A 23,134-nucleotide genomic window follows, 5' to 3' on the forward strand; every position below is an offset into this window, starting at 1 on the left:
ATCTGTAAGTACATCCTGAAAAACCGACGGGCGGGATCAATGAAGGACCCGCGGCCCCTCTTCCTTGTCGAGTTCGCCTTCCACCAGCCGCCCGGCCATCTGAACGCCGACGCTCAACATCGCCTTGGCGACTTCCACGTGCTGGCCTTGCAGGAACGCTTTTGCGTCCTCGGAGAAATCCAAAGTAACCAGAGAACCCTCGTCCTCAGCCCGGCGAAGCTCGATACGGCCGTCTGGTAACTCGACAATTTCTAGAAAGGACGTTGGCATAAAGGTCTGTTCTCCACGAAAGGCGGGCATTATATAGGCATCGGTCAGGCTTCGCTCGGGATCTTGACCAGATGCCATCGCAAAAGCGTTTCTGTCAGCACTCATTCAAACCGTCACGAAACCGAATAGCCAACCCTTTCAGGTTCTGACGCCAGCTTTCCAGTTCTTCGCGGTTCAACTCGTCCGGCGCCTCTTCCTCGTCCAGATTCACCGCAAGAATCAGCGGCTGCGTCACATCCCCTTTCGGCTTGTGCGGCGCCCGCGGAGGCTGAAACAATGCCTGATGGGCCGCCAGCAACTTGGCCAACCAGGTTTGCGGGTTGTTCGCCAGCTCGATCATCTCGGCTAGCTCAGGAATAGCAATGGTGTCCAGGACTTCGCGAGTCAGCAACGATTCGGCCCGAGACGCATTGGCCTGAGGCAAACGGTAGAAACCGGCGATCTCGTGACACAAACCCAGCAGCGCACCGTACAGGTGAAACAGCGCCGACTCACGACCGGCCTGAATCAGCGCGAGAGAGTTCATCGCCCGCCCCTCTTCGGCCCTGGCGAGCGCCTCCAGAGACAGTCCGGCGAAATAAATCTTTTGATTGGTACGGGTATAGAGCTCATTGGCCATGACGGCAGTCTCCACAACGAAATAATTGCTTCAGGCAGGTCATGCAGGAGCGAGCTCGCGATGGACGCCAACGATGACGCGGGCCTTCAGAATGCCCGCGCTGCTCTCACGCTCATCGCGAGCGAGTTCGTTCCTACAATGTCTTGCGATTTTATGCCTTCGCAGCCGGTCGCTTGTCCTCAACCTTCCACTTACCACCGTCGTAGAACGCTTTCCAGCCAGTTGGCTTGCCGTCGACCTCTGTCTGCACATATTGCTCTTTGGTCTTGCGGCTGTAACGGATCACTGCCGGGAGGCCGTCCGGATCCTTTTTCGGCGCTTCGCAGAGGAAGTGATACTTCGGATCGATCTCATCCTTGTGCGGCAAGATTTCCATGACCAGTGGCGCACGAGTTTCACGGTTTTTCGGGAACTGGCTGGCCGCCAGGAACAGACCGGACGCACCGTCGCGCAGGATGTAGGTGTCGTTGACCTTTTCGCATTTCAGCTCAGGCATCTTCACCGGATCCATCTTCGGCGGCGCCGCATCACCACTTTTCAGCAGTTTGCGAGTGTTCTTGCACGTCGGGTTGGTGCAACCGAAGAACTTGCCGAAACGGCCGGTCTTGAGCTGCATCTCGCTGCCGCACTTGTCGCACTCCAGGCTCGGACCTTCGTAGCCCTTGATGCGGTAGGTGCCCTCTTCGATTTCGTAGCCCGCGCAATCCGGGTTGTTACCGCAGATGTGCAGCTTGCGCTTCTCGTCGAGCAGATAAGCGTCCATCGCCGTGCTGCAGATTGGGCAACGATGCTTGCCACGCAACACCAGGGACTCCGACTCACCCTCGTCGTCCGCGGCGATTTCATCGCCGGGAACCAGGTTGACGGTGGCCTTGCAGCGCTCTTTCGGTGGCAGGCTGTAGCCCGAGCAACCGAGGAACACGCCGGTCGATGCAGTACGAATCTGCATCGGGCGACCGCAGGTCGTGCACGGAATATCGGTCATCACCGGCTGGTTGGCCCGCATGCCGTTTTCCGGGCTTTCGGCCAATTCGAGTTTTTTCTTGAAGTCGCCGTAAAACTCGTCGAGCACGTTTTTCCAGTCGCGTTCGCCCTGGGCCACGTCATCGAGGTTCTCTTCCATGCCGGCAGTGAAACCGTAGTCCATCAGGTTGGAGAAGCTTTCGGCCAGACGCTCGGTGACGATGTCACCCATCTTTTCCGAATAGAAACGACGGTTGTGCAGCGCCACGTATCCGCGGTCCTGAATGGTCGAAATGATCGCCGCATAGGTCGAAGGACGACCGATGCCGCGTTTTTCCATTTCCTTTACCAGGCTGGCTTCCGAATAACGCGCCGGCGGTTTGGTGAAGTGCTGGGTCGGATCAAGCTTGATCAGCTTCATCGCGTCGCCCTGGCCCATGTCCGGCAGTACGTCATCATCGCCCGGCTTGGCGATTTGCGGCATGACGCGGGTGTAACCGTCGAACTTGAGGATACGGCCCTTGGCACGCAACTCGAAGTCACCAGCACCGACGGTGACCGTGGTCGACAGGTATTGGGCCGGCAGCATCTGACAAGCCAGGAACTGGCGCCAGATCAGCTCGTAGAGGCGCTCGGCGTCACGTTCCATGCCCGAGAGCTTGCTTGGCTCGGTGTTGGCGTCGGACGGACGAATCGCTTCGTGAGCCTCTTGTGCGCCTTCCTTGCTGCTATAGACGTTCGGCGTTTCCGGCAGGTACTTCTTGCCGAACTCGCCTTCAATATAAGTACGCGCCATCGCCACGGCGTCAGCCGAGAGGTTGGTGGAGTCGGTACGCATATAAGTGATGTAGCCGGCTTCATACAGGCGCTGAGCCATCATCATGGTTTTCTTCACACCGAAGCCCAGGCGGTTGCTCGCGGCCTGCTGCAGGGTGGAGGTGATGAACGGAGCCGACGGCTTGCTGCTGGTCGGCTTGTCTTCGCGCTTGACGATGCTGTAGCTGGAAGCCTTGAGCTTCTCCAGCGCGGCCATGGCCTGGGCTTCGTTGAGCGGTTTGAAGGCTTCGCCCTTCTCGCGGGCGACATCGAAACGCACGGTTGCACCCTTGGCGGTGCCGAGGTCAGCGTGAACCTCCCAATACTCTTCCGGGATGAACGCGCGGATCTCACGCTCACGCTCGACCACCAGTTTCACGGCTACCGACTGCACACGGCCAGCGGACAGGCCACGGGCAATCTTGGCCCACAGCAGTGGCGACACCATGTAACCCACGACGCGGTCGAGGAAACGACGGGCCTGCTGGGCATTCACGCGATCGATGTCCAGTTCGCCCGGCTGGGAGAAGGCTTCCTGAATCGCCTTCTTGGTGATTTCGTTGAACACCACGCGCTTGTAGCGGCTGTCGTCACCACCGATGGCTTCGCGCAGGTGCCAGGCAATGGCTTCCCCCTCGCGATCCAAGTCGGTTGCGAGATAGATGGTGTCAGCATCCTTGGCGAGCCGGCGCAGCTCTTCGATGACCTTTTCCTTGCCTGGAAGGATCTCGTACTTGGCTTTCCAGCCATGATCGGGATCGACTCCCATGCGAGCGACCAGCTGCTTGCGCGCCTTTTCTTTCGGCGACAGTGCCGGCACTTCACCCGCAGCAGCCTTGCCGCGCTTGGCGGCTGGCTCTTTGCTGGCGCTAGCCGAACCGCTGGTGGGCAGGTCTCGGATATGGCCGATACTCGACTTCACCACGTATTGGTTACCCAGATACTTGTTGATGGTCTTGGCCTTAGCCGGGGATTCCACAATGACCAGCGATTTGCCCATGGATCAGAAAATTCCTGAATTCTAGAAGTGAAAGGCGTTGGCGCCTGACGCGGCACCGCTATATATAGTGGCTACAAGGTGAGGTCAAGCGCAGGGTTTCGCGCGCACTCAGCTTATGGCTTGGAAAAAACACTCGGTTCGGCTTGCACCAAAGCAAAGCGTGGCACCTGCTCGCCGTCAACTTCGACCGACTCCAGGAACATGCTCAAGGGACGCACCCAAAAGCCGTAATCGCCATACAGGGCTTGGTAGAAGACCACTTCTTCTTCGGTTTCCGAATGCCGTGCAACACTGAATACACGGTACTGCGGACCTTTGTAATGTTGGTAGAGCCCAGGTTGTATCGGCATGCTTCGGCCCTCACTCAAATCTTTTCAAAATAAAATAAAAATAAATCCGGAAAAACAAAAACCGGGGCACTTGGCCCCGGCTTCCATCAGCGAAACGCTTAAACGCGTTCGAAGACGGTGGAGATGCCTTGGCCGAGACCAATGCACATGGTCGCTACCCCGAAGGTGCCGCCATTTTGCTTCATTACATTGAGCAAAGTGCCGGAGATACGCGCACCGGAGCAACCGAACGGGTGACCCAGGGCGATCGCGCCGCCGTGCAGGTTAACCTTCTCGTTCATCTTGTCGAGCACTTTCAGATCTTTCAGCACGGGCAGGGCCTGTGCCGCGAAAGCTTCGTTGAGCTCGAAGAAGTCGATATCGTTGATGCCAAGGCCCGCGCGCTTCAGTGCTTTCTGTGTGGCCGGTACTGGACCATAGCCCATGATCGCCGGATCCACACCTGCCACTGCCATCGAGCGAATCACCGCCATAGGCTGGATACCCAGGTCCTGTGCGCGCTGCGCCGACATCACGATCATGCACGAAGCACCATCAGTGATCTGCGACGAAGTACCCGCCGTCACGGTACCGCCCTTTGGATTGAAGGCCGGCTTGAGGGCCGCCAGACTTTCCAGGGTGGTTTCCGGACGAATGGTTTCGTCGTAGTCGAACAGTTTCAGGAAACCGTTCTCGTCGTAGCCCTGCATCGGGATGATTTCGTCTTTGAACTTGCCTTCCACGGTCGCCTTGTGGGCGAGCTGGTGGGAGCGCATGCCGAAAGCATCCTGCTGCTCGCGAGTGATGCCGTGCATTTTGCCCAGCATTTCAGCGGTCAGGCCCATCATGCCCGAGGCCTTCGCCGCGTACAGGGACATGTGCGGGTTCGGATCGACACCGTGCATCATGCTCACGTGACCCATATGCTCGACGCCGCCAACGACGAACACGTCACCATTACCGGTCATGATCGCTTGCGCGGCAGTGTGCAGCGCGCTCATCGACGAGCCGCACAGACGGCTGACAGTCTGGCCAGCCGAGGTGTGCGGGATCTGGGTCATCAGCGACGCCATGCGGGCGATGTTCCAGCCCTGTTCCAGGGTCTGGTTCACACAGCCCCAGATCACGTCTTCGACTTCGTTCGGGTCGACCTTGACGTTGCGTTCCAGCAGTTTGCTGATCAGGTGCGCCGACATGTCTTCGGCGCGGGTATTGCGGTGCATGCCGCCCTTGGAGCGGCCCATCGGAGTACGACCGAAGTCGACAATCACGACGTCTCTAGGATTCAAGCTCATAAGTTCACTCTCACTCTAGTTGGGGGCGCTTAACCGAAAAAGCTCTGGCCGTTTTTGGCCATTTCGCGCAGCTTCGCGGTCGGGTGGTACAGCGCGCCCAAATCAGCGTACTGGTCAGCCAGGGCAACGAACGCTGCAACACCGATCGAATCGATATAGCGCAGCGCACCGCCACGGAATGGAGGGAAACCAATACCGTAGACCAGACCCATGTCGGCTTCGGCAGCGGTTTCGACGATGCCGTCTTCCAGGCAACGCACGGTTTCCAGGCACAGCGGGATCATCATCCAGTTGATGATGTCTTCGTCGGTGACTTCGCGCTGTTCAAACACGATTGGCTTGAGCACTTCCAGGACCGACGGATCGGCCACCTTCTTCTGCTTGCCCTTCTTGTCGGTCTCGTAGGCGTAGAAGCCCTTGCCGTTCTTCTGGCCCAGGCGCTTGGCTTCGTAAAGCACGTCAACGGCCGAACGACGGTCGTCTTTCATGCGGTCCGGGAAACCTTCAGCCATCACATCACGGCCGTGGTGGCCGGTGTCGATGCCGACCACGTCCATCAGGTAGGCAGGGCCCATAGGCCAGCCGAATTTTTCCATGACCTTGTCGATACGGACGAAGTCCACACCGGCGCTGACCAACTTGGCGAAACCGCCAAAGTACGGAAACAGGACACGGTTAACCAGGAAGCCCGGGCAGTCGTTGACCACGATCGGGTTCTTGCCCATTTTCTTGGCGTAGGCAACGGTGGTGGCAACGGCCAGCTCGCTGGACTTCTCGCCACGGATCACTTCGACCAGCGGCATCATGTGCACCGGGTTGAAGAAGTGCATGCCGACGAAGTTTTCCGGACGCTTGAGGGCCTTGGCCAACAGGCTGATGGAAATGGTCGAGGTGTTCGAGGCGAGGATGGTGTCCTCTTTGACCTGGTCTTCGACTTCGGCCAGAACGGCTTGCTTGACCTTCGGGTTCTCGACGACCGCTTCAACCACCAGGTCAACGTGACCGAAGTCACCGTAAGACAGGGTCGGACGAATGCCGTTGAGCACTTCAGCCATTTTCGCGGCGGTCATGCGGCCTTTCTCAACGCGGCCAACCAGCAGCTTGGCGGCTTCGGCCAGCCCCTGCTCGATACCGTGCTCGTTGATGTCCTTCATCAGGATCGGCGTGCCTTTGGAAGCCGACTGATAGGCGATACCGCCACCCATGATGCCGGCGCCGAGTACGGCAGCCTGCTTCACGTCCTTGGCGATTTCGTCGTAGGCCTTGGCCTTTTTCTTCAGCTCCTGATCGTTCAGGAACAGGCCGATCAAGCTCTGCGCAGCAGAGGTCTTGGCCAGCTTCACGAAACCGGCCGCTTCGACTTCCAGAGCCTTGTCGCGACCGAAGTTCGCGGCTTTCTGGATGGTCTTGATCGCTTCGACCGGCGCCGGGTAGTTCGGGCCAGCCTGACCCGCCACGAAACCTTTGGCGGTTTCGAAAGCCATCATTTGCTCGATCGCGTTCAGCTTCAGTTTTTCCAGCTTCGGCTGGCGCTTGGCCTTGTAATCGAACTCGCCGGAAATGGCGCGCTTGATCAGTTCCAGCGCAGCTTCCTGCAGTTTTTCAGGAGCCACCACGGCATCGACGGCACCGACTTTCAACGCGTCTTCCGGACGGTTTTCCTTGCCGGCGGCGATCCACTCGATGGCGTTGTCGGCACCGATCAGGCGCGGCAGGCGAACGGTACCGCCGAAGCCCGGGTAGATGCCCAGCTTGACTTCAGGCAAACCGATCTTGGCCTTGGTGGACATGACGCGGTAGTCCGCTGCCAGGCACATTTCCAGACCGCCACCCAGAGCGATGCCGTTGATCGCGGCGACGGTCGGGACGTTGAGGTCTTCGAAATCGCTGAAAATCTTGTTGGCTTCGAGGTTGCCAGCAACAAGCTCTGCATCCGGCAGCTTGAAGTTGTCGACAAATTCGGTGATGTCGGCGCCGACGATGAAGACGTCCTTGCCACTGCTGACGATCACACCTTTGATCGAAGCATCTGCCTTGATGGTGTCTACGGCCTGACGCAGTTCGTTCAGGGTTAGACGGTTGAACTTGTTGACGGACTCACCCTTGAGGTCGAATTTCAGTTCGACGATGCCACTTTCAAGAGCCTTAACCGTGATGGCTTTACCTTCGTAAATCATCAACTGATCTCCACGATATGGAAGCTGAACAGTACACGTCGGACGCAGGCGAATGGCTCGGCAGGGACGTTAAACGTCGATGCTACGCCTATCCACCCGACACACCCGCCAACGCGATAGTCGGGATTCTGTAGGAGCGATCTGAAATACAAACGCTCAATTCATACGCCCGTTTGATTTGGGTACGTCACCTTCACGGAATTTCCGACAATTGTCAATCGCCCGAAACAGGGGGTTGAAACGCGACTTTCCGGTCATTTCCGTACTGCGAAGACCTTCAACACGCCGAAGCATGTGAAGTCATTCATAGGATCAATCATTAGAAAAGTCGCCCTAATTCGCGGCAGCCCGCGTTTAACGAGCTACGCTGGCGAGACTCAGGAGAAAAATTTGAACGCTTTTGGCGAACGCCCAGCGTAAGATCAGCCCACACCGAATTTACCGGCCTGCCTGGCCAACCCGCCCGATGATGTTGTCGGGCTTTTTATTGCCTGCATAAAAACCTGTGGGAGCCAGGCTGCCAGCGCTGCACCTGACACCCCGTGGCGCTCTCAGGTTCATCGCGAGGAGGCTCGCTCCTGCATGGATTGTGTTTCAGGCCAGAGCTTTGAGGGTGGCATCGATTTGTTGCAATACCTCGGCTTCGCCCTTCTCGCCCCAATACAGGGCGATCATTTGTTTATCGGCCTCGACCTTGTAGACATTGTCTGGCAATTTTTCGAAATGATTGAGCAGTGACCGATCCTCACAGACTTCCTGCCACTGATTCACCCAGACACCCGGTGATTTCTGCCAGTAACTCCAGCACGCCGGTTTATTGCCACGCCGCGGTCTGTGGTACTGCGCACAAGGGTTGGGCGGCTCCTGACCAAGCCAGTGCGGCCATTCCTGCGGCGCCAGCTGCATCGCCAACCCGATGCGTCGCGCCTCCATCCGCAGGGCCATGCGGCCACTCTGGTGGCGAGACGGTCGCAACCATGCCAGCGGACTGAGTACCACCAGCAGGATTGACACCACTATCCAGACCGTCATATCTGTACTCCCGATTCTTGATGAGCGTATTCAGTCGCTTTGAAACCAATACGCTTGAAACCAGCCATACTTATCAATATTGCAACCCTCAGGAGAGCACCTCATGCCCTACCACCATATTCTGGTCGCTGTAGACCTAACCGAAGAGTGCGACCCTGTAATCCACCGCGCTCGCGAACTGGCAGTGAGCAATAGTGCGAAATTGTCCCTGGTGCACATTGTCGAGCCGATGGCCATGGCCTTTGGCGGTGACGTGCCGATGGACCTGTCACAACTGCAACAACAGCAATTCGATCAGGCCAAAGAGCGTCTTGACCGGTTGATCGTGAAATACCCGGAACTGTCCAGGGAGTACAGCCACCTGACCTACGGCCAGCCACGCCAGGAAATTCACCACCTGGCCAAGGAGCAAGGGTGCGACATCATCGTGGTCGGCAGTCACGGGCGACACGGCCTGGCACTGCTGCTGGGCTCAACCGCCAACGATGTACTGCACGGTGCGCCTTGCGATGTGCTGGCGGTGCGCCTGCAAAACAAAAGCTGACAACACCCCCTGTAGGAGCAAGCTCGCCCGCGAGGGTCGTCAACGGTAACGCGAGAAGCCTGACACCCCGCGGAGCTCCCGGATTCAACGCGAGCAAGCTCGTTCCGACAGGATATTCAGCACGGCATATGAAAAGCCCGGCGTTCACGCGAATGAAGCCGGGCTTTTTTATTGCAGGATCAATCAGGCATCCAGCTCGGCCCAACGCTCGACCATCACGTCGAGCTCAGCCTGCAACTGCGCCAATTGAGCGATCACCGCAGCGGTTTCAGCGGCCGGACGCAGGTAGAAACCAGCATCAGCCATCTGCGCCTCGACGGTAGCGATCTGCTGCTCCATGGCTTCGATCTGCCCCGGCAAAGCTTCCAGCTCACGCTGCAATTTGTAGCTGAGCTTTTTCTTCGCCACCGGCGCTTCGACCGCCACCGCGACGGGCGCAGGTTCGGCTTTGACGACGGCGGAGTTCAGGTCGGCCTTGCCGGATTTGCTCTCGGTCACGCCCAACAGGCGCGGCGAGCCGCCCTGACGCAGCCAGTCCTGATAACCACCGACGTATTCGCGAACCTTGCCTTCACCTTCGAAGACCAGGGTGCTGGTCACCACGTTATCGAGGAATGCCCGGTCGTGGCTGACCATCAGCACGGTGCCGTTGAAGGTCAGCAAGACCTCTTCCAGCAGTTCGAGGGTTTCGACGTCGAGGTCGTTGGTCGGCTCGTCGAGGACCAGCAGGTTCGCCGGCTTGCTGAACAGTTTGGCCAGCAACAGACGGGCACGCTCACCACCGGACAGCGCCTTGACCGGCGTACGGGCACGCTGCGGGCTGAACAGAAAATCGCCGAGGTAGCTCAGGACATGGCGGCTCTGGCCGTCGATGTCGATGAAGTCGCGACCTTCAGCGACGTTATCGATCACGGTTTTTTCCAGGTCCAGTTGATGGCGCAACTGGTCGAAATAGGCGACATCGATCTTCGTGCCTTCTTCCACCTTGCCGCTGGTGGGCTGCAAGCCGCTGAGCATCAGTTTCAGCAGCGTGGTCTTGCCGGTACCGTTGGCACCCAGCAGACCGATGCGGTCGCCGCGTTGCAGCACCATCGAGAAATCCTTGATCAGGAACGGGCCGCCCGGGTGAGCGAAGCTCACATTTTCGAGGACCATCACCTGCTTGCCGGACTTGTCGGCCGTTTCCAACTGGATATTGGCCTTGCCGGTACGCTCACGACGTTCGCTGCGCTCGACACGCAACGCCTTCAGGGCGCGCACGCGACCTTCGTTACGGGTACGACGAGCCTTGATGCCCTGGCGAATCCACACTTCTTCCTGAGCCAGACGCTTGTCGAACAGCGCGTTGGCGGTCGCCTCGGCGGCCAGCTCAGCCTCTTTGTGCACGAGGAAACTGGCGTAGTCGCCGTTCCAGTCGATCAAGCCGCCGCGATCGAGTTCGAGGATGCGGGTTGCAAGGTTTTGCAGGAAAGAACGGTCGTGCGTGATGAACAGCACGGCGCCCTGGAAGTCCTTGAGCGCTTCTTCGAGCCAGGCGATCGCACCGATGTCCAGGTGGTTGGTCGGTTCGTCGAGCAGCAGCAGGTCAGGTTCGGAAACCAGTGCCTGGGCCAGCAGCACGCGACGACGCCAGCCGCCGGACAACTCGGCGAGGGTCTTGTCGGCGGGCAATTGCAGACGACTGAGGGTGCTGTCGACCAGGGTCTGCAGACGCCAGCCATCGCGGGCCTCGAGATCGTGCTGGACGTGCATCAGCTTGTCCAGGTCGGCGTCAGTGACGATGTTCTGGCTCAGGTGGTGATATTCGGCGAGCAATGCGCCCACGCCGTCCAGGCCTTCGGCAACTACGTCGAACACGGTCCGCTCGTCGGCTACCGGCAATTCTTGCGGCAATTCGCCGATCTTGAGCCCGGGTGCGCGCCAAACGGAGCCGTCATCGGGCTTCTGGTCGCCCTTGACGAGCTTCATCATGCTGGACTTGCCAGTGCCGTTGCGGCCGATGATGCACACCCGCTCTCCACGGGCGATCTGCCAGGACACCTTGTCCAACAACGGCATAGCGCCGAAAGCAAGGGACACATCGCTGAATTTGAGCAGGGTCATGAGCTTCTCCAAAAACCGGGCGCGCATTCTACCTGACTTGAGGCCTCAGAAGGCCGGCAATTTCACTGTCGAAGCACTCTGCACAACAAATGTTGCGAACTTATACAGACAGGTGGGCAAAGCTTTCGTCCCCTGCTGGCAAAAGGCTAAGCTACAGTTAATTAAGTGTTGGCATTGTCTGCACTTGTTCATGATTTCTCTGCCCGGATGTCCCATGCGCAGTCGCATTTTCAAGCTTTTTTCATATCTTTTACTGTCTGCCGCTGCCGTTAATTCCGCCCAGGCGGTGGACCTGTCTACCCAACGCCAGTATTACGATGAAGCCAAACGCGCCCTCGCCAAGGGCGATAGCGGCCCCTATTTCCGCTACAGCCAGGCCCTGAGCGATTACCCGCTGGAGCCTTACCTCGCGTACGACGAACTGACCGCGCGCCTGAAAACCGCGAACAATGCCGAAATTGAAAAATTCCTCGCCGAACATGGAGACCTGCCACAGGCCAACTGGATGAAATTGCGTTGGCTGCGCTGGATGGCCGATCGCGGCGATTGGGAGACGTTCGTCAAATATTACGACCCGAAGATGAACTTCACCGAACTGGACTGCCTGAATGCGCAGTATCAGATCAGCCATAACCTCAAGTCCGAAGGTTACGCCAACACCAACAAACTCTGGCTGACAGGCAAATCCCTGCCGGCCGCCTGCGACGCACTGTTCGGCATGTGGGCCGCCGAAGGTCAGTTGACCGAGCAAAAACGCTGGGAGCGCGCCAAGCTTGCCGCCCAGTCGCGCAACTACCCGCTGGCCAGCAGCCTGGCCAACGGCCTGACCACCCTCGCCCCTCGCGGTCGCCTGTTGATCGATGTGGCGCAAAAGCCCGAGCTGCTCAATCAGCCGTCGCGTTTCACGCCAGCCGACGAACCGATGTCGGACATCGTCAGCCTTGGCCTGCGCCGCCTCGCCCGCCAGGATCCGGACAAGGCCATGGAACTGCTCGATGGCTATGCCAGCAGCATGCACTTTTCCCGTGACGAAAAAGTGGCGATTGCCCGTGAAATCGGCCTGACGCTCGCGCGCCGCTTCGACAGCCGCGCGCTGGACGTGATGACCAAGTACGACCCCGAACTGCGGGACAACACCGTTTCCGAATGGCGCTTGCGCCTGCTGCTGCGCCTGGCCCGCTGGGACGACGCCTATCAACTGACCCGTCGCCTGCCGCAAGACCTGGCCACCACCAACCGCTGGCGCTACTGGCAGGCCCGCAGCCTGGAACTGGCACAACCGCAGAACCCTGAAGCGCAGACGCTCTATAAAACCCTCGCCCGCGAACGCGACTTTTATGGTTTCCTCGCCGCCGATCGTTCGCAATCGCCCTATTCACTGGTCAACAAACCGCTGGTGCTGAGCCAGGCGACGATCAACAAAGTGCGCAACACCCCCGGCATTCGCCGAGCCCTGGAGTTTCACGCCCGCGGACAGATTGTCGACGGTCGTCGCGAGTGGTACCACGTCAGCCGCCACTTCAGTCGCGAGGAAATGGTTGCCCAGGCCAAACTGGCCTATGACCTGAAATGGTATTTCCCGGCGATCCGTACAATCAGTCAGGCTCAGTATTGGGACGACCTGGACATCCGCTTCCCGATGGCGCACCGCGAATCCCTGGTGCGTGAGGCCAGAAACCGTGGCTTGCATTCGAGCTGGGTATTCGCCATCACTCGCCAGGAAAGCGCCTTCATGGACGATGCCCGCTCCGGTGTCGGCGCGTCGGGCTTGATGCAACTGATGCCCGGCACCGCCAAGGAAACCGCGCGCAAGTTCAGCATTCCCTTTGCCTCGCCGCAGCAGTTGCTGGAGCCGGACAAGAACATCCAGCTCGGTGCCGCGTACCTGAGCCAGGTCCACAGTCAATTCAACGGCAACCGCGTCCTCGCCTCCGCCGCCTACAACGCCGGCCCCGGCCGTGTACGCCAGTGGCTGCGCGGCGCCGACCACCTGAGTTTCGACGTGTGGGTGGAAAGCATCCCCTTCGACGAAACCCGTCAGTATGTTCAGAACGTGCTGTCTTATTCGGTGATCTACGGCCAGAAACTCAACTCACCGCAACCGTTGGTGGATTGGCACGAGCGGTACTTCGACGATCAATGATCATGTGGAGTCGACGTACTGACGAATGGCGAAAAGCGGTGCACGTGATGCACCGCTTTCGCTGGCAAGCCAGCCCCTAGAGTTCGACCAGTGCCTTGCCATCACTGAACTGCAATGCCGCCAGCCGCGCATACAACGCATTACTGGCAATCAACTCCTGATGCGTGCCCACCGCGACCAGTTTCCCCTGATCCATCACAGCGATCCGGTCGGCGTTTTTCACCGTGGCCAGGCGATGGGCGATGACCAGCGTGGTGCGATTTTTCATCAGCGTTGGCAGGGCTTGCTGAATCAGGTGTTCGCTTTGGGCATCGAGGGCGCTGGTGGCTTCGTCGAGCAGCAGGATTGGCGCGTCGACCAGCAGCGCTCGGGCAATCGCCAGGCGCTGGCGCTGGCCGCCGGACAATCCAAGGCCACCGTCCCCCAGGTGGGTCTGGTAACCCTGGGGCATGGCTTCGATAAAGTCGTGGGCATAGGCGACTTTCGCCGCCTCCTGAACCTCGCTCAGCGTTGCCGTCGGCTTCCCATAGCGGATGTTCTCTTCGATGCTGCCGAAAAACAGCGCCGGCGTTTGCGAGACGAGGGCAAAGCAACGACGCAGGTCCAGCGGATCGAGCCGGGTCAGCGGCACGCCATCAAGCAGAATGGAGCCTTCGGCGGGGTCGTAAAAGCGCAGCAGCAGATCATATACCGTCGATTTGCCAGCCCCGGATGGCCCGACCAGTGCCAGGGTTTCACCCGCGTTGATGGTCAGGTTCAAACCGTCGACGGCATAGCTTTCGGGACGCGAGGGGTAGGGAAACCGAACATCTCGCAGCACCAGATCCCCCTTCACCCGCTCCGGCAAGGTCACCCGATCGGTGCCGGGTGGCTGGATGATGTTTTCCGAACGCAGCAACTCGGCAATCCGCTCGGCTGCGCCCGCCGCGCGCTGCAACTCGCCAATCACTTCGCTCAGGGTGCCGAACGCACTGCCGACGATCAGGCTATAGAAGACGAAGGCCGCCAGCTCGCCGGCAGAAATTCGCCCGGCAATGACGTCCATGCCACCGACCCACAGCATGACGCCGACCGCGCCCAGCACCAACACGATCACCAATGTGATCAACCAGGCCCGCTGGAAAATACGCTTGCGTGCCGTGTCGAACGCTTCTTCCACGGTCAAGGCAAAACGTCGCTCGTCCTGAAACTGGTGGTTGTAGGCCTGTACGGTTTTGATCTGACCCAGGGTTTCCGAGACATAACTGCCGATATCGGCAATCCGGTCCTGACTCAAACGCGACAGGTAGCGTACCCGGCGACCGAAAATCAGGATCGGCGCGATCACCAGAGGCAAAGCGACGACGACGATACTGGTGAGTTTGGGGTTGGTCACAAACAGCAGGACGATCCCGCCGATGACCATTAGCAGATTGCGTAGAAAAAGTGACAAAGAAGAACCGATTACCGATTGCAGCAACGTGGTATCGGCGGTCAACCGCGACTGGATTTCAGAGCTGCGGTTGTTTTCGTAGAACCCGGGATGCAGGTAAATCAAGTGGTTGAATACCTGACGGCGGATGTCGGCGACACAACGTTCGCCGATCCACGACACCAGATAAAAACGCGCAAAGGTCCCGACCGCCAGGCCGAACACCAGCAACATGAACAGGCCGATGGACTGATTGAGCAAGTGCGGTGACTGGGTCATGAAGCCCTGATCCACCAGCAGGCGAATGCCCTGCCCCATGGACAACGTGATACCCGCCGTGACGATCAACGCGAGCAAGGCACCGAACGCGTGCCAGCGATAAGGCGCGATGAAACGACTGGCCAAGCGAATCGCACGACGGTGACGAACAGAAAGCATTGGCATCATCCAGAACGGTTAATAAGGTCAGCCTAGTCCGGCCAAACGGGATGGAACCTGGTAAATCACAATGAGTCAGGTTAATTATGACCGCCGCTACTAGGCGCTAGACGCTATTGGTCTAAGGTTCGGGTGGCAACCTCGCGCCATTTCTGGTGGACTGGGCTTGCCGCCGTGTAAAGATCGCAGGGAGCTGTCACAGCCTGGTCACCTGGCGGTTCTACAGTAAGCACACACCTGAAGAGGAGACAGGCCATGTCCTTGCAAAACAGCAGAAATGACAAGATTCAAGTAATCCGCACACAGCCAAACCAGTCTCTGGGTTGCTCGATAATCGATGCCGATGGCCGCGAAGTACCGATCACTGAAGACATGATCCAGGCCGCGTGCCGTGAGCTGGAAAAGCGATTGGTCAAGCCTGCCGAACAAAAGTGATATAGCCACCGTCTTCTTTGACCCGGCCCCTGTTGGCCGGGTTTTTTATGCGGTTTTTTGAGAGTGCTGCTCCCCACGCAATCAACGCGACGCCAATGCTGCCGCATGACCTGTGGGAACGTGGCTTGCCCTCGATCGGCCCTACTCGGTTTTCAGAGGGCCGACGCGCCCAACGCCGCTACGATCTGCCGCAACGCCGGCGAATCCCCTTCAATGCGCACTTTCAACCCATCAATCTCACGTCGCGATGGATAATTTTTGCGCAAAGCGTCGAACGCCGCACGTTGCTCGCTCACGCTGCCTACAAGGCTGCGGCGGAAATCCGCGTCGTCACGGCGCGGGTCATACACGCCGCGGCACAACATCGCCAGAGCCCAGGCCGGATCGCTTTCAGCGCTCAGGGTCGCTTCGGACAACCATGGCGCCGGCAGCAAATCGCTCAGGCTGACCTCGGCCGGTTGCCCGAGAAAATCGCAATACGCCTGGTAGATCTGCGCCGTTCCGCGCTGTTTGCCATCCAGGCTGTAACCGGCAATGTGCGGCGTGGCCAGCACACAGAGTTCGGCCAGCGCCACATCGACCTCCGGCTCACCCTCCCAGACATCGAGCACCGCTTGCAGGTCTTCACGTTGCAACAGCACCTGGCGCAGGGCGCTGTTATCCACCACTGGACCACGACTGGCATTGATCAGCCAGGTGCCGGGCTTGAGTCGGTTCAGGTGCTTTTGATCGAACAAATGCCAGGTGGAATGAGCGCCCTGCTTGGTCAGCGGTGTGTGCAGGCTGATGACATCGCACTGTTCGATGATCTGCTCCAGGCTGACGTAATCGCCCCCTTCGACGGCGTGGCGCGGCGGATCGCAGACCAGTACCTTCCAGCCCAGCCCTTGCAGGACCTTGACCAAGCGTCCGCCCACTTCACCGGCGCCGACCACACCGTAAGTTCGCCGAGTCAGATCGACGCCTTCGATTTCAGCCAGGGTCAACAGACTGCCGAGCACGTAGTCGACCACGCCACGGGCATTGCAACCCGGCGCGCTGGACCAGGTGATCCCGGCCTGTTGAAAATAACCCAGATCCAGGTGATCGGTGCCAATGGTGCAGGTACCGACAAAACGCACCTTGCTGCCTTCGAGCAACGCGCGGTTGACGTTGGTCACCGAGCGCACCAGCAACACATCGGCCTGTTCGACGGTGGCACGGTCGATGGAACGCCCTGGCACCCGGCGGATTTCACCGAAACTTGCAAAGAAAGCATCGAGCAGGGGGATATTTTCGTCGGCAACAATCAGCATGGCAGGCTCCTTAGGCGGATCGGCAGTGTAGGCGTAGAGGCGGGTGGTGAGCCAGCGTGCATTGTGCATCCTGGATATGAAGGACTGCATATTTCCTGTGGCGAGGGAGCATGAGGATTCATTCAAGAGCTCGATTACAAATCGGTAACACAGGTCTTTTCCTGACCGTTACGTCAACGCGTAGAATGCGCGCCTGCGCATCAATACCTTCTGGACGTTTTACCCTTGAATTCTGTGACTGACCGTCCCACCGCAACACCCCTCAATCGCCCGGCCCGGGTTCGCCTCGAGCTGAAAAACCTGCTCGCCCTGGCGCTGCCGATCATGATCGCGCAACTGGCGACCACGGCCATGGGGTTCGTCGATGCCGTGATGGCCGGGCGGGTCGGTCCGCGTGACCTGGCCGCCGTGGCACTCGGTAATTCGATCTGGGTGCCGGTGTTCCTGCTGATGACCGGTACTTTGCTGGCCACCACGCCGAAAGTCGCCCAGCGTTTCGGCGCCGGCACCCACAGCGAAATCGGCCCGATCGTGCGTCAGGCGCTGTGGCTGGCGCTGGTGGTAGGATTGATGGCGACCGGCATTCTGTTCAGTGCCGAACCGGTTTTGCGGGTCATGAAGGTCGACCCCGAACTGATTGGCCCGTGCATGCAGTATCTGCATGGCATCGCCAGCGGCTTGCCTGCCGTCGCCATTTACCATGTGCTGCGCTGTTTCAGCGATGGCCTGGGCCGTACCCGCCCGGCGATGGTGCTGGGTCTGTGCGGGCTGGCGCTGAATATTCCTCTGAACTACATCTTCATTTATGGCCACTTCGGTGTCCCGGCCATGGGTGGCGTCGGCTGCGGTTGGGCCACGGCGATCGTGATGTGGGTCATGGCGCTGGGCATGGCCGGTTGGGAGCGCTGGGCGCCGGCGTACCAGTCGAGTGAACTGTTCAGCCGTTTCGACTGGCCGCAATGGTCGGTGATCAAGCGCTTGCTGGGTATCGGCCTGCCCATCGGCATCGCGGTGTTCGCCGAGTCGAGTATCTTTGCCGTGATCGCGCTGCTGATCGGCAGCCTCGGCGCCACCGTGGTCGCCGGGCATCAGATCGCCCTGAACTTCAGCTCGCTGGTGTTCATGATCCCCTACTCCCTCGGCATGGCTGTGACGGTACGGGTCGGCCAGGCGCTGGGCCGTCAGGAGCCGCGCGAAGCACGCTTCGCCGCCGGGGTCGGCATGGGCACGGCCCTGGCTTACGCCTGTTTGTCGGCGAGCATGATGCTGTTGCTGCGCGAGCACATCGCAACGATCTACACCGCTGACCCGACGGTAGTCAAAGTCGCGGCGATGCTGATTGTCTACTCGGCACTGTTCCAGTTTTCCGATGCGATACAGGTCACGGCGGCCGGTGCGCTGCGCGGTTATCAGGACACCCGGGTAACGATGATCCTGACGCTGTTCGCGTATTGGGGCATTGGTTTGCCGGTGGGTTACGTCCTTGGCCTGACCGATTGGTTCGGCGCACCGAGTGGCCCGAGCGGGCTATGGCAGGGCTTGATCGTGGGCTTGAGCTGTGCGGCGCTGATGCTGTCGATCCGCCTGACACGCAGTGCGCGCAAGCGGATTCGTATCAGTCATTCGCTGGGTTGACCCAATGCTGTAGGAGCAAGCTGGGCGATTTGACGATGGACATGAAGGGCACCGCGCTTATCCAGCAAATGCGCGTTAACGTTAACGTCCATCGCGAGCGGGGCTCGCTCCTACAGAGGTCAGCGTCGGTTATTCGGACTTCTTGCGGATCCAGTAGAGGTAGGTGCCTGCCTCTTCCTGCTGACCGACCAGTTCGTGATCGAGAAACACGCAGAACTTGGGGATGTCGCGCCGGGTCGAAGGATCGGTGGCGATCACCTTCAGCAGACCGCCAGGCGCCAGGTCACGGATGTGCTGGTGCAGCATCATGACCGGCTCCGGGCAGTTGAGGCCGGTGGCGTCCAGAGTGCCGTCAACCGGTGTATCAATCATTTCACTCATGATTTACTCCTGAAACTTGCCGGCATTCTCGCGCATTGCCGGGTGTTCGGTCATCTGTGGCATTACGCCCGCACCCACAGGTTTTATCTGATCAGCGGGACTTCGGCTTCTTCACATCCAGTCGACGCAAATGGCAGGTCACTTCCTCACGGTCGTGATACAGCTGTTTGCAGCCAATCTCGACCTTGATGCCCCGCGCCTTGAAGCCGTCGGCGATCCGCTCCAGCAGGCGCTTCACTTCGGCGTAACGCTGTTTCATCGGCAACTTGAGGTTGACCACGGCTTCGCGGCAATGCCCCTCGCCAATCCATTCTTCGAGCATCGCGGCGTTACGCGCCGGTTTTTCGACGATGTCGCACACCATCCAGTCCACCGGTTGCTTGGGCTTGAAGGTGAAACCGTCGGCCATCAGGTGTTGCACCAACCCGGTATCCATCAGGCTTTCGGCCATCGGGCCGTTGTCGATGGCGGTCACCAGCATGCCCCGATTGACCAGTTGCCAGGTCCAGCCACCGGGCGCAGCGCCCAGATCGACGCCGGTCATGTCGCCGTGCAGGCGCTCATCCCACTGGTCGCGCGGGATGAAATGGTGCCACGCCTCTTCCAGCTTCAGTGTCGAGCGGCTTGGCGCCTCGCGGGGGAATTTCAAACGTGGAATGCCCATCGGCCACATCGCCGAGTTGTTCGCCTCTGCCAGGCCCATGAACACTTCGCGGCCGCTTTTGAAGGTCAGCAACAGACGTGGCTTGTGGGCGTCCTCCACCAGTTTTCCGGCAGCCATCAGCGCCTTGCGCAGGTGGACTTCGAATTTCTTGCAGAAATTCGACAGTTCCTTGCCGTCGTTGGTATCGACCATCTCCAGCCACAGGCTGCCGCACAGCGGAAAGTCGGCCATATGGGCGAGGATCACGCTGATGCGATCGGTTTCCGGCAAATCGATGAAGATCCCCCGAGCCCACTGGCGCGGGAAGATCAATTGATCGAAACGCTGACCGCGCATCAACCGTTCGGCGCCGTCTTCTTCGGTGCAGACGAATTCGGCGCAGGCGCTGGCGGTCTTGGCCTTGGCATAACCGGCCACGTTCAGCCGCGCGGCGAGGTCGGAAATCTCGGAACAGACTTCGCCTTCGAAGCCCGGCCGGCAGTGCATAAAGAGGGTGTTCATTCTTACTCCTGGGCAGATGGCGAGACATTCAACCACTGCGCGATGCCCAGACTTGCGTTGAAGCAAAGCCTGTCACGAAAACCGGCGCATGATAACTGACTTCGGAACCTCGGACTTATCGATAGAGTCCAGTAATTAGCCAGCTACTCAAAACAGGGCTAGGTTTAATGCTCTGCCCGTCCCCTCCGTCCGTAGCCGTGCGGACTCAAAGGAGTGATTGCAATGCCCTCCCTCAACAGTTTGAACACCCTTAAAACCCTGCAAGTCGACGACAAGACTTATCACTATTTCAGCCTGCCGGATGCCGCCAAGAGCCTGGGCGATCTGGACAAGCTGCCGATGTCGTTGAAAGTGCTACTGGAAAACCTGCTGCGCTGGGAAGACGAAAAAACCGTCACCGGCGCCGACCTCAAGGCGATTGCTGCCTGGCTCAAGGAACGCCGCTCCGACCGCGAAATCCAGTACCGCCCGGCGCGGGTGCTGATGCAAGACTTCACCGGCGTACCCGCCGTGGTCGACTTGGCGGCCATGCGCGCGGCGATGGCCAAGGCCGGCGGTGATCCGCAACGAATCAATCCACTGTCGCCGGTGGACCTGGTGATCGACCACTCAGTGATGGTCGACAAATTCGCCAGCAGCAGCGCCTTCGAACAGAACGTCGACATCGAAATGCAGCGCAACGGCGAACGTTATGCCTTCCTGCGCTGGGGCCAGAGCGCCTTCGACAATTTCAGCGTGGTGCCGCCGGGCACCGGGATCTGCCACCAGGTGAACCTCGAATACCTCGGTCGCACGGTCTGGACCAAGGACGAGGACGGGCGCACCTATGCCTTCCCGGACACACTGGTGGGCACCGACTCCCACACCACCATGATCAACGGTCTGGGTGTGCTCGGCTGGGGCGTTGGCGGGATCGAAGCGGAAGCGGCGATGCTCGGCCAGCCGGTGTCGATGCTGATTCCCGAAGTGATCGGCTTCAAGCTCAGCGGCAAACTCAAGGAGGGCATCACCGCCACCGATCTGGTGCTGACGGTCACCCAGATGCTGCGCAAGAAAGGCGTGGTCGGCAAGTTCGTCGAATTCTATGGTGACGGGCTGGCTGACTTGCCGTTGGCCGACCGCGCGACCATCGCCAACATGGCCCCGGAATACGGCGCCACCTGCGGCTTCTTCCCGGTGGACGACGTGACGCTGGAGTATCTGCGTCTGTCCGGCCGCCCCCTCTCGACCGTCAAATTGGTCGAGGCCTACAGCAAGGCCCAGGGCCTGTGGCGCCTGCCGGGCAAAGAGCCCGTATTCACCGACAGCCTCGCGCTGGACATGGGCAGCGTCGAAGCCAGCCTCGCCGGGCCGAAACGCCCGCAAGACCGCGTGTCGCTGCCGAACGTCGCGCAAGCGTTCAGCGATTTCCTCGGCGTCCAGCTCAAACCCACCAGCAAGGAAGAAGGCCGCCTCGAAAGCGAGGGCGGTGGCGGTGTGGCCGTGGGCAATGCGGACATGGCCGGCGAAGCGGACTATGAATACGAAGGCCAGACCCATCGGCTGAAAAACGGCGCGGTGGTGATTGCCGCGATCACCTCCTGCACCAACACCTCCAATCCGAGCGTCATGATGGCCGCCGGTCTGGTGGCGAAAAAAGCCGTGGAAAAAGGCCTGCAACGCAAACCCTGGGTGAAAAGCTCGCTGGCTCCTGGCTCGAAAGTGGTCACCGACTACTACAAGGCAGCCGGGCTCACGCAGTATCTGGATCAACTGGGTTTCGCCCTGGTCGGCTACGGCTGCACCACCTGCATCGGCAACTCCGGGCCGCTGTCGGAACCGATCGAAAAAGCCATCCAGCAGGCTGACCTGACCGTGGCCTCGGTGCTATCGGGCAACCGCAACTTTGAGGGCCGGGTGCATCCGCTGGTGAAAACCAACTGGCTGGCCTCCCCGCCGCTGGTGGTCGCCTATGCATTGGCGGGCACCGTGCGCATCGACCTCAGCACCGAGCCGCTGGGCAAAGACCAACACGGCAACCTGGTGTACCTGCGCGATATCTGGCCGAGCAGCAAGGAAATCGCCGAAGCCGTGGAGCAAGTCAACACCGCGATGTTCCACAAGGAGTACGCCGAAGTGTTCGCCGGCGACGAGCAGTGGCAAGCCATCGAAGTGCCGCAGGCCGCGACTTACGTCTGGCAGGCGGATTCGACCTACATCCAGCATCCACCGTTCTTCGATGACATCGGCGGGCCGCCCCCCGTGGTCAAGGACATTGCCGGCGCCCGCGTCCTCGCGCTGCTGGGCGATTCGGTGACCACCGACCACATTTCACCGGCCGGCAACATCAAGGCCGACAGCCCGGCGGGGCGCTATCTGCGCGAAAAAGGCGTGGAACCGCGGGACTTCAACTCCTACGGTTCGCGGCGCGGCAACCATGAAGTGATGATGCGCGGCACCTTCGCCAACATCCGCATTCGCAATGAAATGCTCGGCGGCGAAGAAGGTGGCAACACCCTCTATATACCGACCGGCGAGAAACTGGCGATCTACGACGCGGCCATGCGCTATCAAGCCTCGGGCACGCCGCTGGTGGTGATCGCAGGGCAAGAATACGGCACCGGGTCGAGCCGGGACTGGGCGGCCAAGGGCACTAATCTGCTGGGGGTCAAAGCGGTCATCGCCGAAAGCTTCGAGCGTATTCACCGCTCCAATCTGGTGGGAATGGGCGTGCTGCCGCTGCAGTTCAAACTCGATCAAAATCGCAAAAGCCTGAACCTGACCGGCAAGGAAACCCTGGACATCCAGGGTCTGACCGGCGTCGAGCTGACGCCACGGATGAACCTGAACCTGGTCATCACCCGTGAAGACGGCAAGAGCGAAAAAATCGAGGTGCTGTGCCGAATCGATACGCTGAACGAAGTGGAATACTTCAAGTCAGGAGGGATCTTGCATTACGTGTTGCGCCAGTTGATTGCCTCATGACGGCGTGCTGACAAAGACACCGCCTTCGGGCGGTGTTTTTTTGAGATCACAAAAATCCATGTGCAAGCTTGCTCGCGATGACGGTGTACCATTCATGGACGATGATGAATGACCCTCCG

The 23,134-nt window shown here is 59.6% G+C and carries 17 protein-coding genes; 5 read left to right on the forward strand and 12 right to left on the reverse strand.

What is annotated here, in order from left to right:
- Positions 1 to 36 precede the first annotated feature (36 nt).
- The 7 genes from GQ39_RS15735 to GQ39_RS15765 all read right to left on the reverse strand — a co-directional run bounded on the left by GQ39_RS15735 (position 37) and on the right by GQ39_RS15765 (position 8,501).
- Positions 37 to 270: a hypothetical protein gene (locus GQ39_RS15735; protein WP_047538925.1), complete on the reverse strand. Its 234-nt coding sequence runs from the start codon at positions 268 to 270 to the stop codon at positions 37 to 39.
- A 94-nt stretch (positions 271 to 364) separates the two neighbouring features.
- On the reverse strand, positions 365 to 889 hold the full coding sequence (locus tag GQ39_RS15740) for a DUF6586 family protein (RefSeq protein WP_047531367.1): 525 nt from the start codon (positions 887 to 889) through the stop codon (positions 365 to 367).
- Positions 890 to 1,040: 151 nt separating this feature from the next.
- A complete protein-coding gene (topA, locus tag GQ39_RS15745; protein WP_047531368.1) occupies positions 1,041 to 3,668 on the reverse strand; it encodes a type I DNA topoisomerase in 2,628 nt (875 codons plus the stop codon).
- A 113-nt stretch (positions 3,669 to 3,781) separates the two neighbouring features.
- Complete coding sequence (locus GQ39_RS15750) at positions 3,782 to 4,018, reverse strand: DUF1653 domain-containing protein (protein ID WP_034147901.1); 237 nt, start codon at positions 4,016 to 4,018, stop codon at positions 3,782 to 3,784.
- 98 nt (positions 4,019 to 4,116) lie between these two features.
- Positions 4,117 to 5,292 (reverse strand): acetyl-CoA C-acyltransferase FadA, encoded by a 1,176-nt coding sequence (gene fadA, locus GQ39_RS15755; RefSeq protein WP_047531371.1) that lies wholly within the window; start codon positions 5,290 to 5,292, stop codon positions 4,117 to 4,119.
- Between the two features lie 29 nt (positions 5,293 to 5,321).
- Positions 5,322 to 7,469, reverse strand: coding sequence for a fatty acid oxidation complex subunit alpha FadB (gene fadB / locus GQ39_RS15760; RefSeq protein WP_047531373.1), 2,148 nt, complete (start codon positions 7,467 to 7,469; stop codon positions 5,322 to 5,324).
- A gap of 594 nt (positions 7,470 to 8,063) precedes the next feature.
- Complete coding sequence (locus tag GQ39_RS15765) at positions 8,064 to 8,501, reverse strand: hypothetical protein (RefSeq protein ID WP_047531374.1); 438 nt, start codon at positions 8,499 to 8,501, stop codon at positions 8,064 to 8,066.
- Between the two features lie 103 nt (positions 8,502 to 8,604).
- Here GQ39_RS15765 and GQ39_RS15770 point away from each other — a divergent pair, with 103 nt between their 5' ends.
- Positions 8,605 to 9,045, forward strand: a complete 441-nt coding sequence (locus GQ39_RS15770; RefSeq protein WP_047531376.1) for a universal stress protein — start codon at positions 8,605 to 8,607, stop codon at positions 9,043 to 9,045.
- Positions 9,046 to 9,228: 183 nt separating this feature from the next.
- Here GQ39_RS15770 and GQ39_RS15775 read toward each other — a convergent pair whose 3' ends face one another.
- Positions 9,229 to 11,148, reverse strand: coding sequence for an ATP-binding cassette domain-containing protein (locus tag GQ39_RS15775; RefSeq protein ID WP_047531378.1), 1,920 nt, complete (start codon positions 11,146 to 11,148; stop codon positions 9,229 to 9,231).
- 214 nt (positions 11,149 to 11,362) lie between these two features.
- On the opposite strand from GQ39_RS15775, the gene GQ39_RS15780 reads away from it, so the two are divergent.
- On the forward strand, positions 11,363 to 13,291 hold the full coding sequence (locus GQ39_RS15780) for a transglycosylase SLT domain-containing protein (protein WP_047531380.1): 1,929 nt from the start codon (positions 11,363 to 11,365) through the stop codon (positions 13,289 to 13,291).
- 76 nt (positions 13,292 to 13,367) lie between these two features.
- Here GQ39_RS15780 and GQ39_RS15785 read toward each other — a convergent pair whose 3' ends face one another.
- Positions 13,368 to 15,149, reverse strand: a complete 1,782-nt coding sequence (locus GQ39_RS15785; RefSeq protein WP_161793937.1) for an ABC transporter transmembrane domain-containing protein — start codon at positions 15,147 to 15,149, stop codon at positions 13,368 to 13,370.
- Between the two features lie 246 nt (positions 15,150 to 15,395).
- Here GQ39_RS15785 and GQ39_RS15790 point away from each other — a divergent pair, with 246 nt between their 5' ends.
- Complete coding sequence (locus GQ39_RS15790; RefSeq protein WP_047531384.1) at positions 15,396 to 15,575, forward strand: PA1571 family protein; 180 nt, start codon at positions 15,396 to 15,398, stop codon at positions 15,573 to 15,575.
- Positions 15,576 to 15,727: 152 nt separating this feature from the next.
- On the opposite strand, the gene pdxB is transcribed toward GQ39_RS15790, so the two are convergent.
- Positions 15,728 to 16,870 (reverse strand): 4-phosphoerythronate dehydrogenase PdxB, encoded by a 1,143-nt coding sequence (pdxB, locus tag GQ39_RS15795; RefSeq protein ID WP_047538929.1) that lies wholly within the window; start codon positions 16,868 to 16,870, stop codon positions 15,728 to 15,730.
- Between the two features lie 225 nt (positions 16,871 to 17,095).
- Here pdxB and GQ39_RS15800 point away from each other — a divergent pair, with 225 nt between their 5' ends.
- On the forward strand, positions 17,096 to 18,505 hold the full coding sequence (locus tag GQ39_RS15800) for an MATE family efflux transporter (protein WP_047531386.1): 1,410 nt from the start codon (positions 17,096 to 17,098) through the stop codon (positions 18,503 to 18,505).
- Between the two features lie 129 nt (positions 18,506 to 18,634).
- On the opposite strand, the gene tusA is transcribed toward GQ39_RS15800, so the two are convergent.
- Both tusA and rlmM read right to left on the reverse strand, forming a co-directional pair.
- Positions 18,635 to 18,886 (reverse strand): sulfurtransferase TusA, encoded by a 252-nt coding sequence (tusA, locus tag GQ39_RS15805; protein WP_047531388.1) that lies wholly within the window; start codon positions 18,884 to 18,886, stop codon positions 18,635 to 18,637.
- Positions 18,887 to 18,977: 91 nt separating this feature from the next.
- Positions 18,978 to 20,051: a 23S rRNA (cytidine(2498)-2'-O)-methyltransferase RlmM gene (gene rlmM, locus GQ39_RS15810; RefSeq protein WP_047531390.1), complete on the reverse strand. Its 1,074-nt coding sequence runs from the start codon at positions 20,049 to 20,051 to the stop codon at positions 18,978 to 18,980.
- A 222-nt stretch (positions 20,052 to 20,273) separates the two neighbouring features.
- On the opposite strand from rlmM, the gene acnA reads away from it, so the two are divergent.
- Positions 20,274 to 23,015 carry an aconitate hydratase AcnA gene (gene acnA, locus GQ39_RS15815; RefSeq protein ID WP_047531392.1) on the forward strand — a complete coding sequence of 914 codons (2,742 nt, stop codon included), beginning with the start codon at positions 20,274 to 20,276 and terminating at the stop codon, positions 23,013 to 23,015.
- Positions 23,016 to 23,134: the final 119 nt, after the last annotated feature.

The organism is Pseudomonas sp. 11/12A (genome assembly GCF_000800055.1).
Classification (GTDB): Bacteria; Pseudomonadota; Gammaproteobacteria; order Pseudomonadales; family Pseudomonadaceae; genus Aquipseudomonas; species Aquipseudomonas mohnii.

Excerpts from the sequence above, each read along its gene's own strand:
- GQ39_RS15785 (WP_161793937.1), bottom strand. The coding sequence starts at position 15,149 with ATGATGCCAATGCTTTCTGTTCGTCACCGTCGTGCGATTCGCTTGGCC.
- fadB (WP_047531373.1), bottom strand. The coding sequence starts at position 7,469 with ATGATTTACGAAGGTAAAGCCATCACGGTTAAGGCTCTTGAAAGTGGC.
- GQ39_RS15780 (WP_047531380.1), top strand. The coding sequence starts at position 11,363 with ATGCGCAGTCGCATTTTCAAGCTTTTTTCATATCTTTTACTGTCTGCC.
- topA (WP_047531368.1), bottom strand. The coding sequence starts at position 3,668 with ATGGGCAAATCGCTGGTCATTGTGGAATCCCCGGCTAAGGCCAAGACC.
- fadA (WP_047531371.1), bottom strand. The coding sequence starts at position 5,292 with ATGAGCTTGAATCCTAGAGACGTCGTGATTGTCGACTTCGGTCGTACT.
- GQ39_RS15750 (WP_034147901.1), bottom strand. The coding sequence starts at position 4,018 with ATGCCGATACAACCTGGGCTCTACCAACATTACAAAGGTCCGCAGTAC.
- pdxB (WP_047538929.1), bottom strand. The coding sequence starts at position 16,870 with ATGCTGATTGTTGCCGACGAAAATATCCCCCTGCTCGATGCTTTCTTT.
- GQ39_RS15770 (WP_047531376.1), top strand. The coding sequence starts at position 8,605 with ATGCCCTACCACCATATTCTGGTCGCTGTAGACCTAACCGAAGAGTGC.
- GQ39_RS15790 (WP_047531384.1), top strand. The coding sequence starts at position 15,396 with ATGTCCTTGCAAAACAGCAGAAATGACAAGATTCAAGTAATCCGCACA.
- GQ39_RS15740 (WP_047531367.1), bottom strand. The coding sequence starts at position 889 with ATGGCCAATGAGCTCTATACCCGTACCAATCAAAAGATTTATTTCGCC.
- GQ39_RS15775 (WP_047531378.1), bottom strand. The coding sequence starts at position 11,148 with ATGACCCTGCTCAAATTCAGCGATGTGTCCCTTGCTTTCGGCGCTATG.
- GQ39_RS15765 (WP_047531374.1), bottom strand. The coding sequence starts at position 8,501 with ATGACGGTCTGGATAGTGGTGTCAATCCTGCTGGTGGTACTCAGTCCG.
- GQ39_RS15735 (WP_047538925.1), bottom strand. The coding sequence starts at position 270 with ATGCCAACGTCCTTTCTAGAAATTGTCGAGTTACCAGACGGCCGTATC.
- tusA (WP_047531388.1), bottom strand. The coding sequence starts at position 18,886 with ATGAGTGAAATGATTGATACACCGGTTGACGGCACTCTGGACGCCACC.
- acnA (WP_047531392.1), top strand. The coding sequence starts at position 20,274 with ATGCCCTCCCTCAACAGTTTGAACACCCTTAAAACCCTGCAAGTCGAC.
- rlmM (WP_047531390.1), bottom strand. The coding sequence starts at position 20,051 with ATGAACACCCTCTTTATGCACTGCCGGCCGGGCTTCGAAGGCGAAGTC.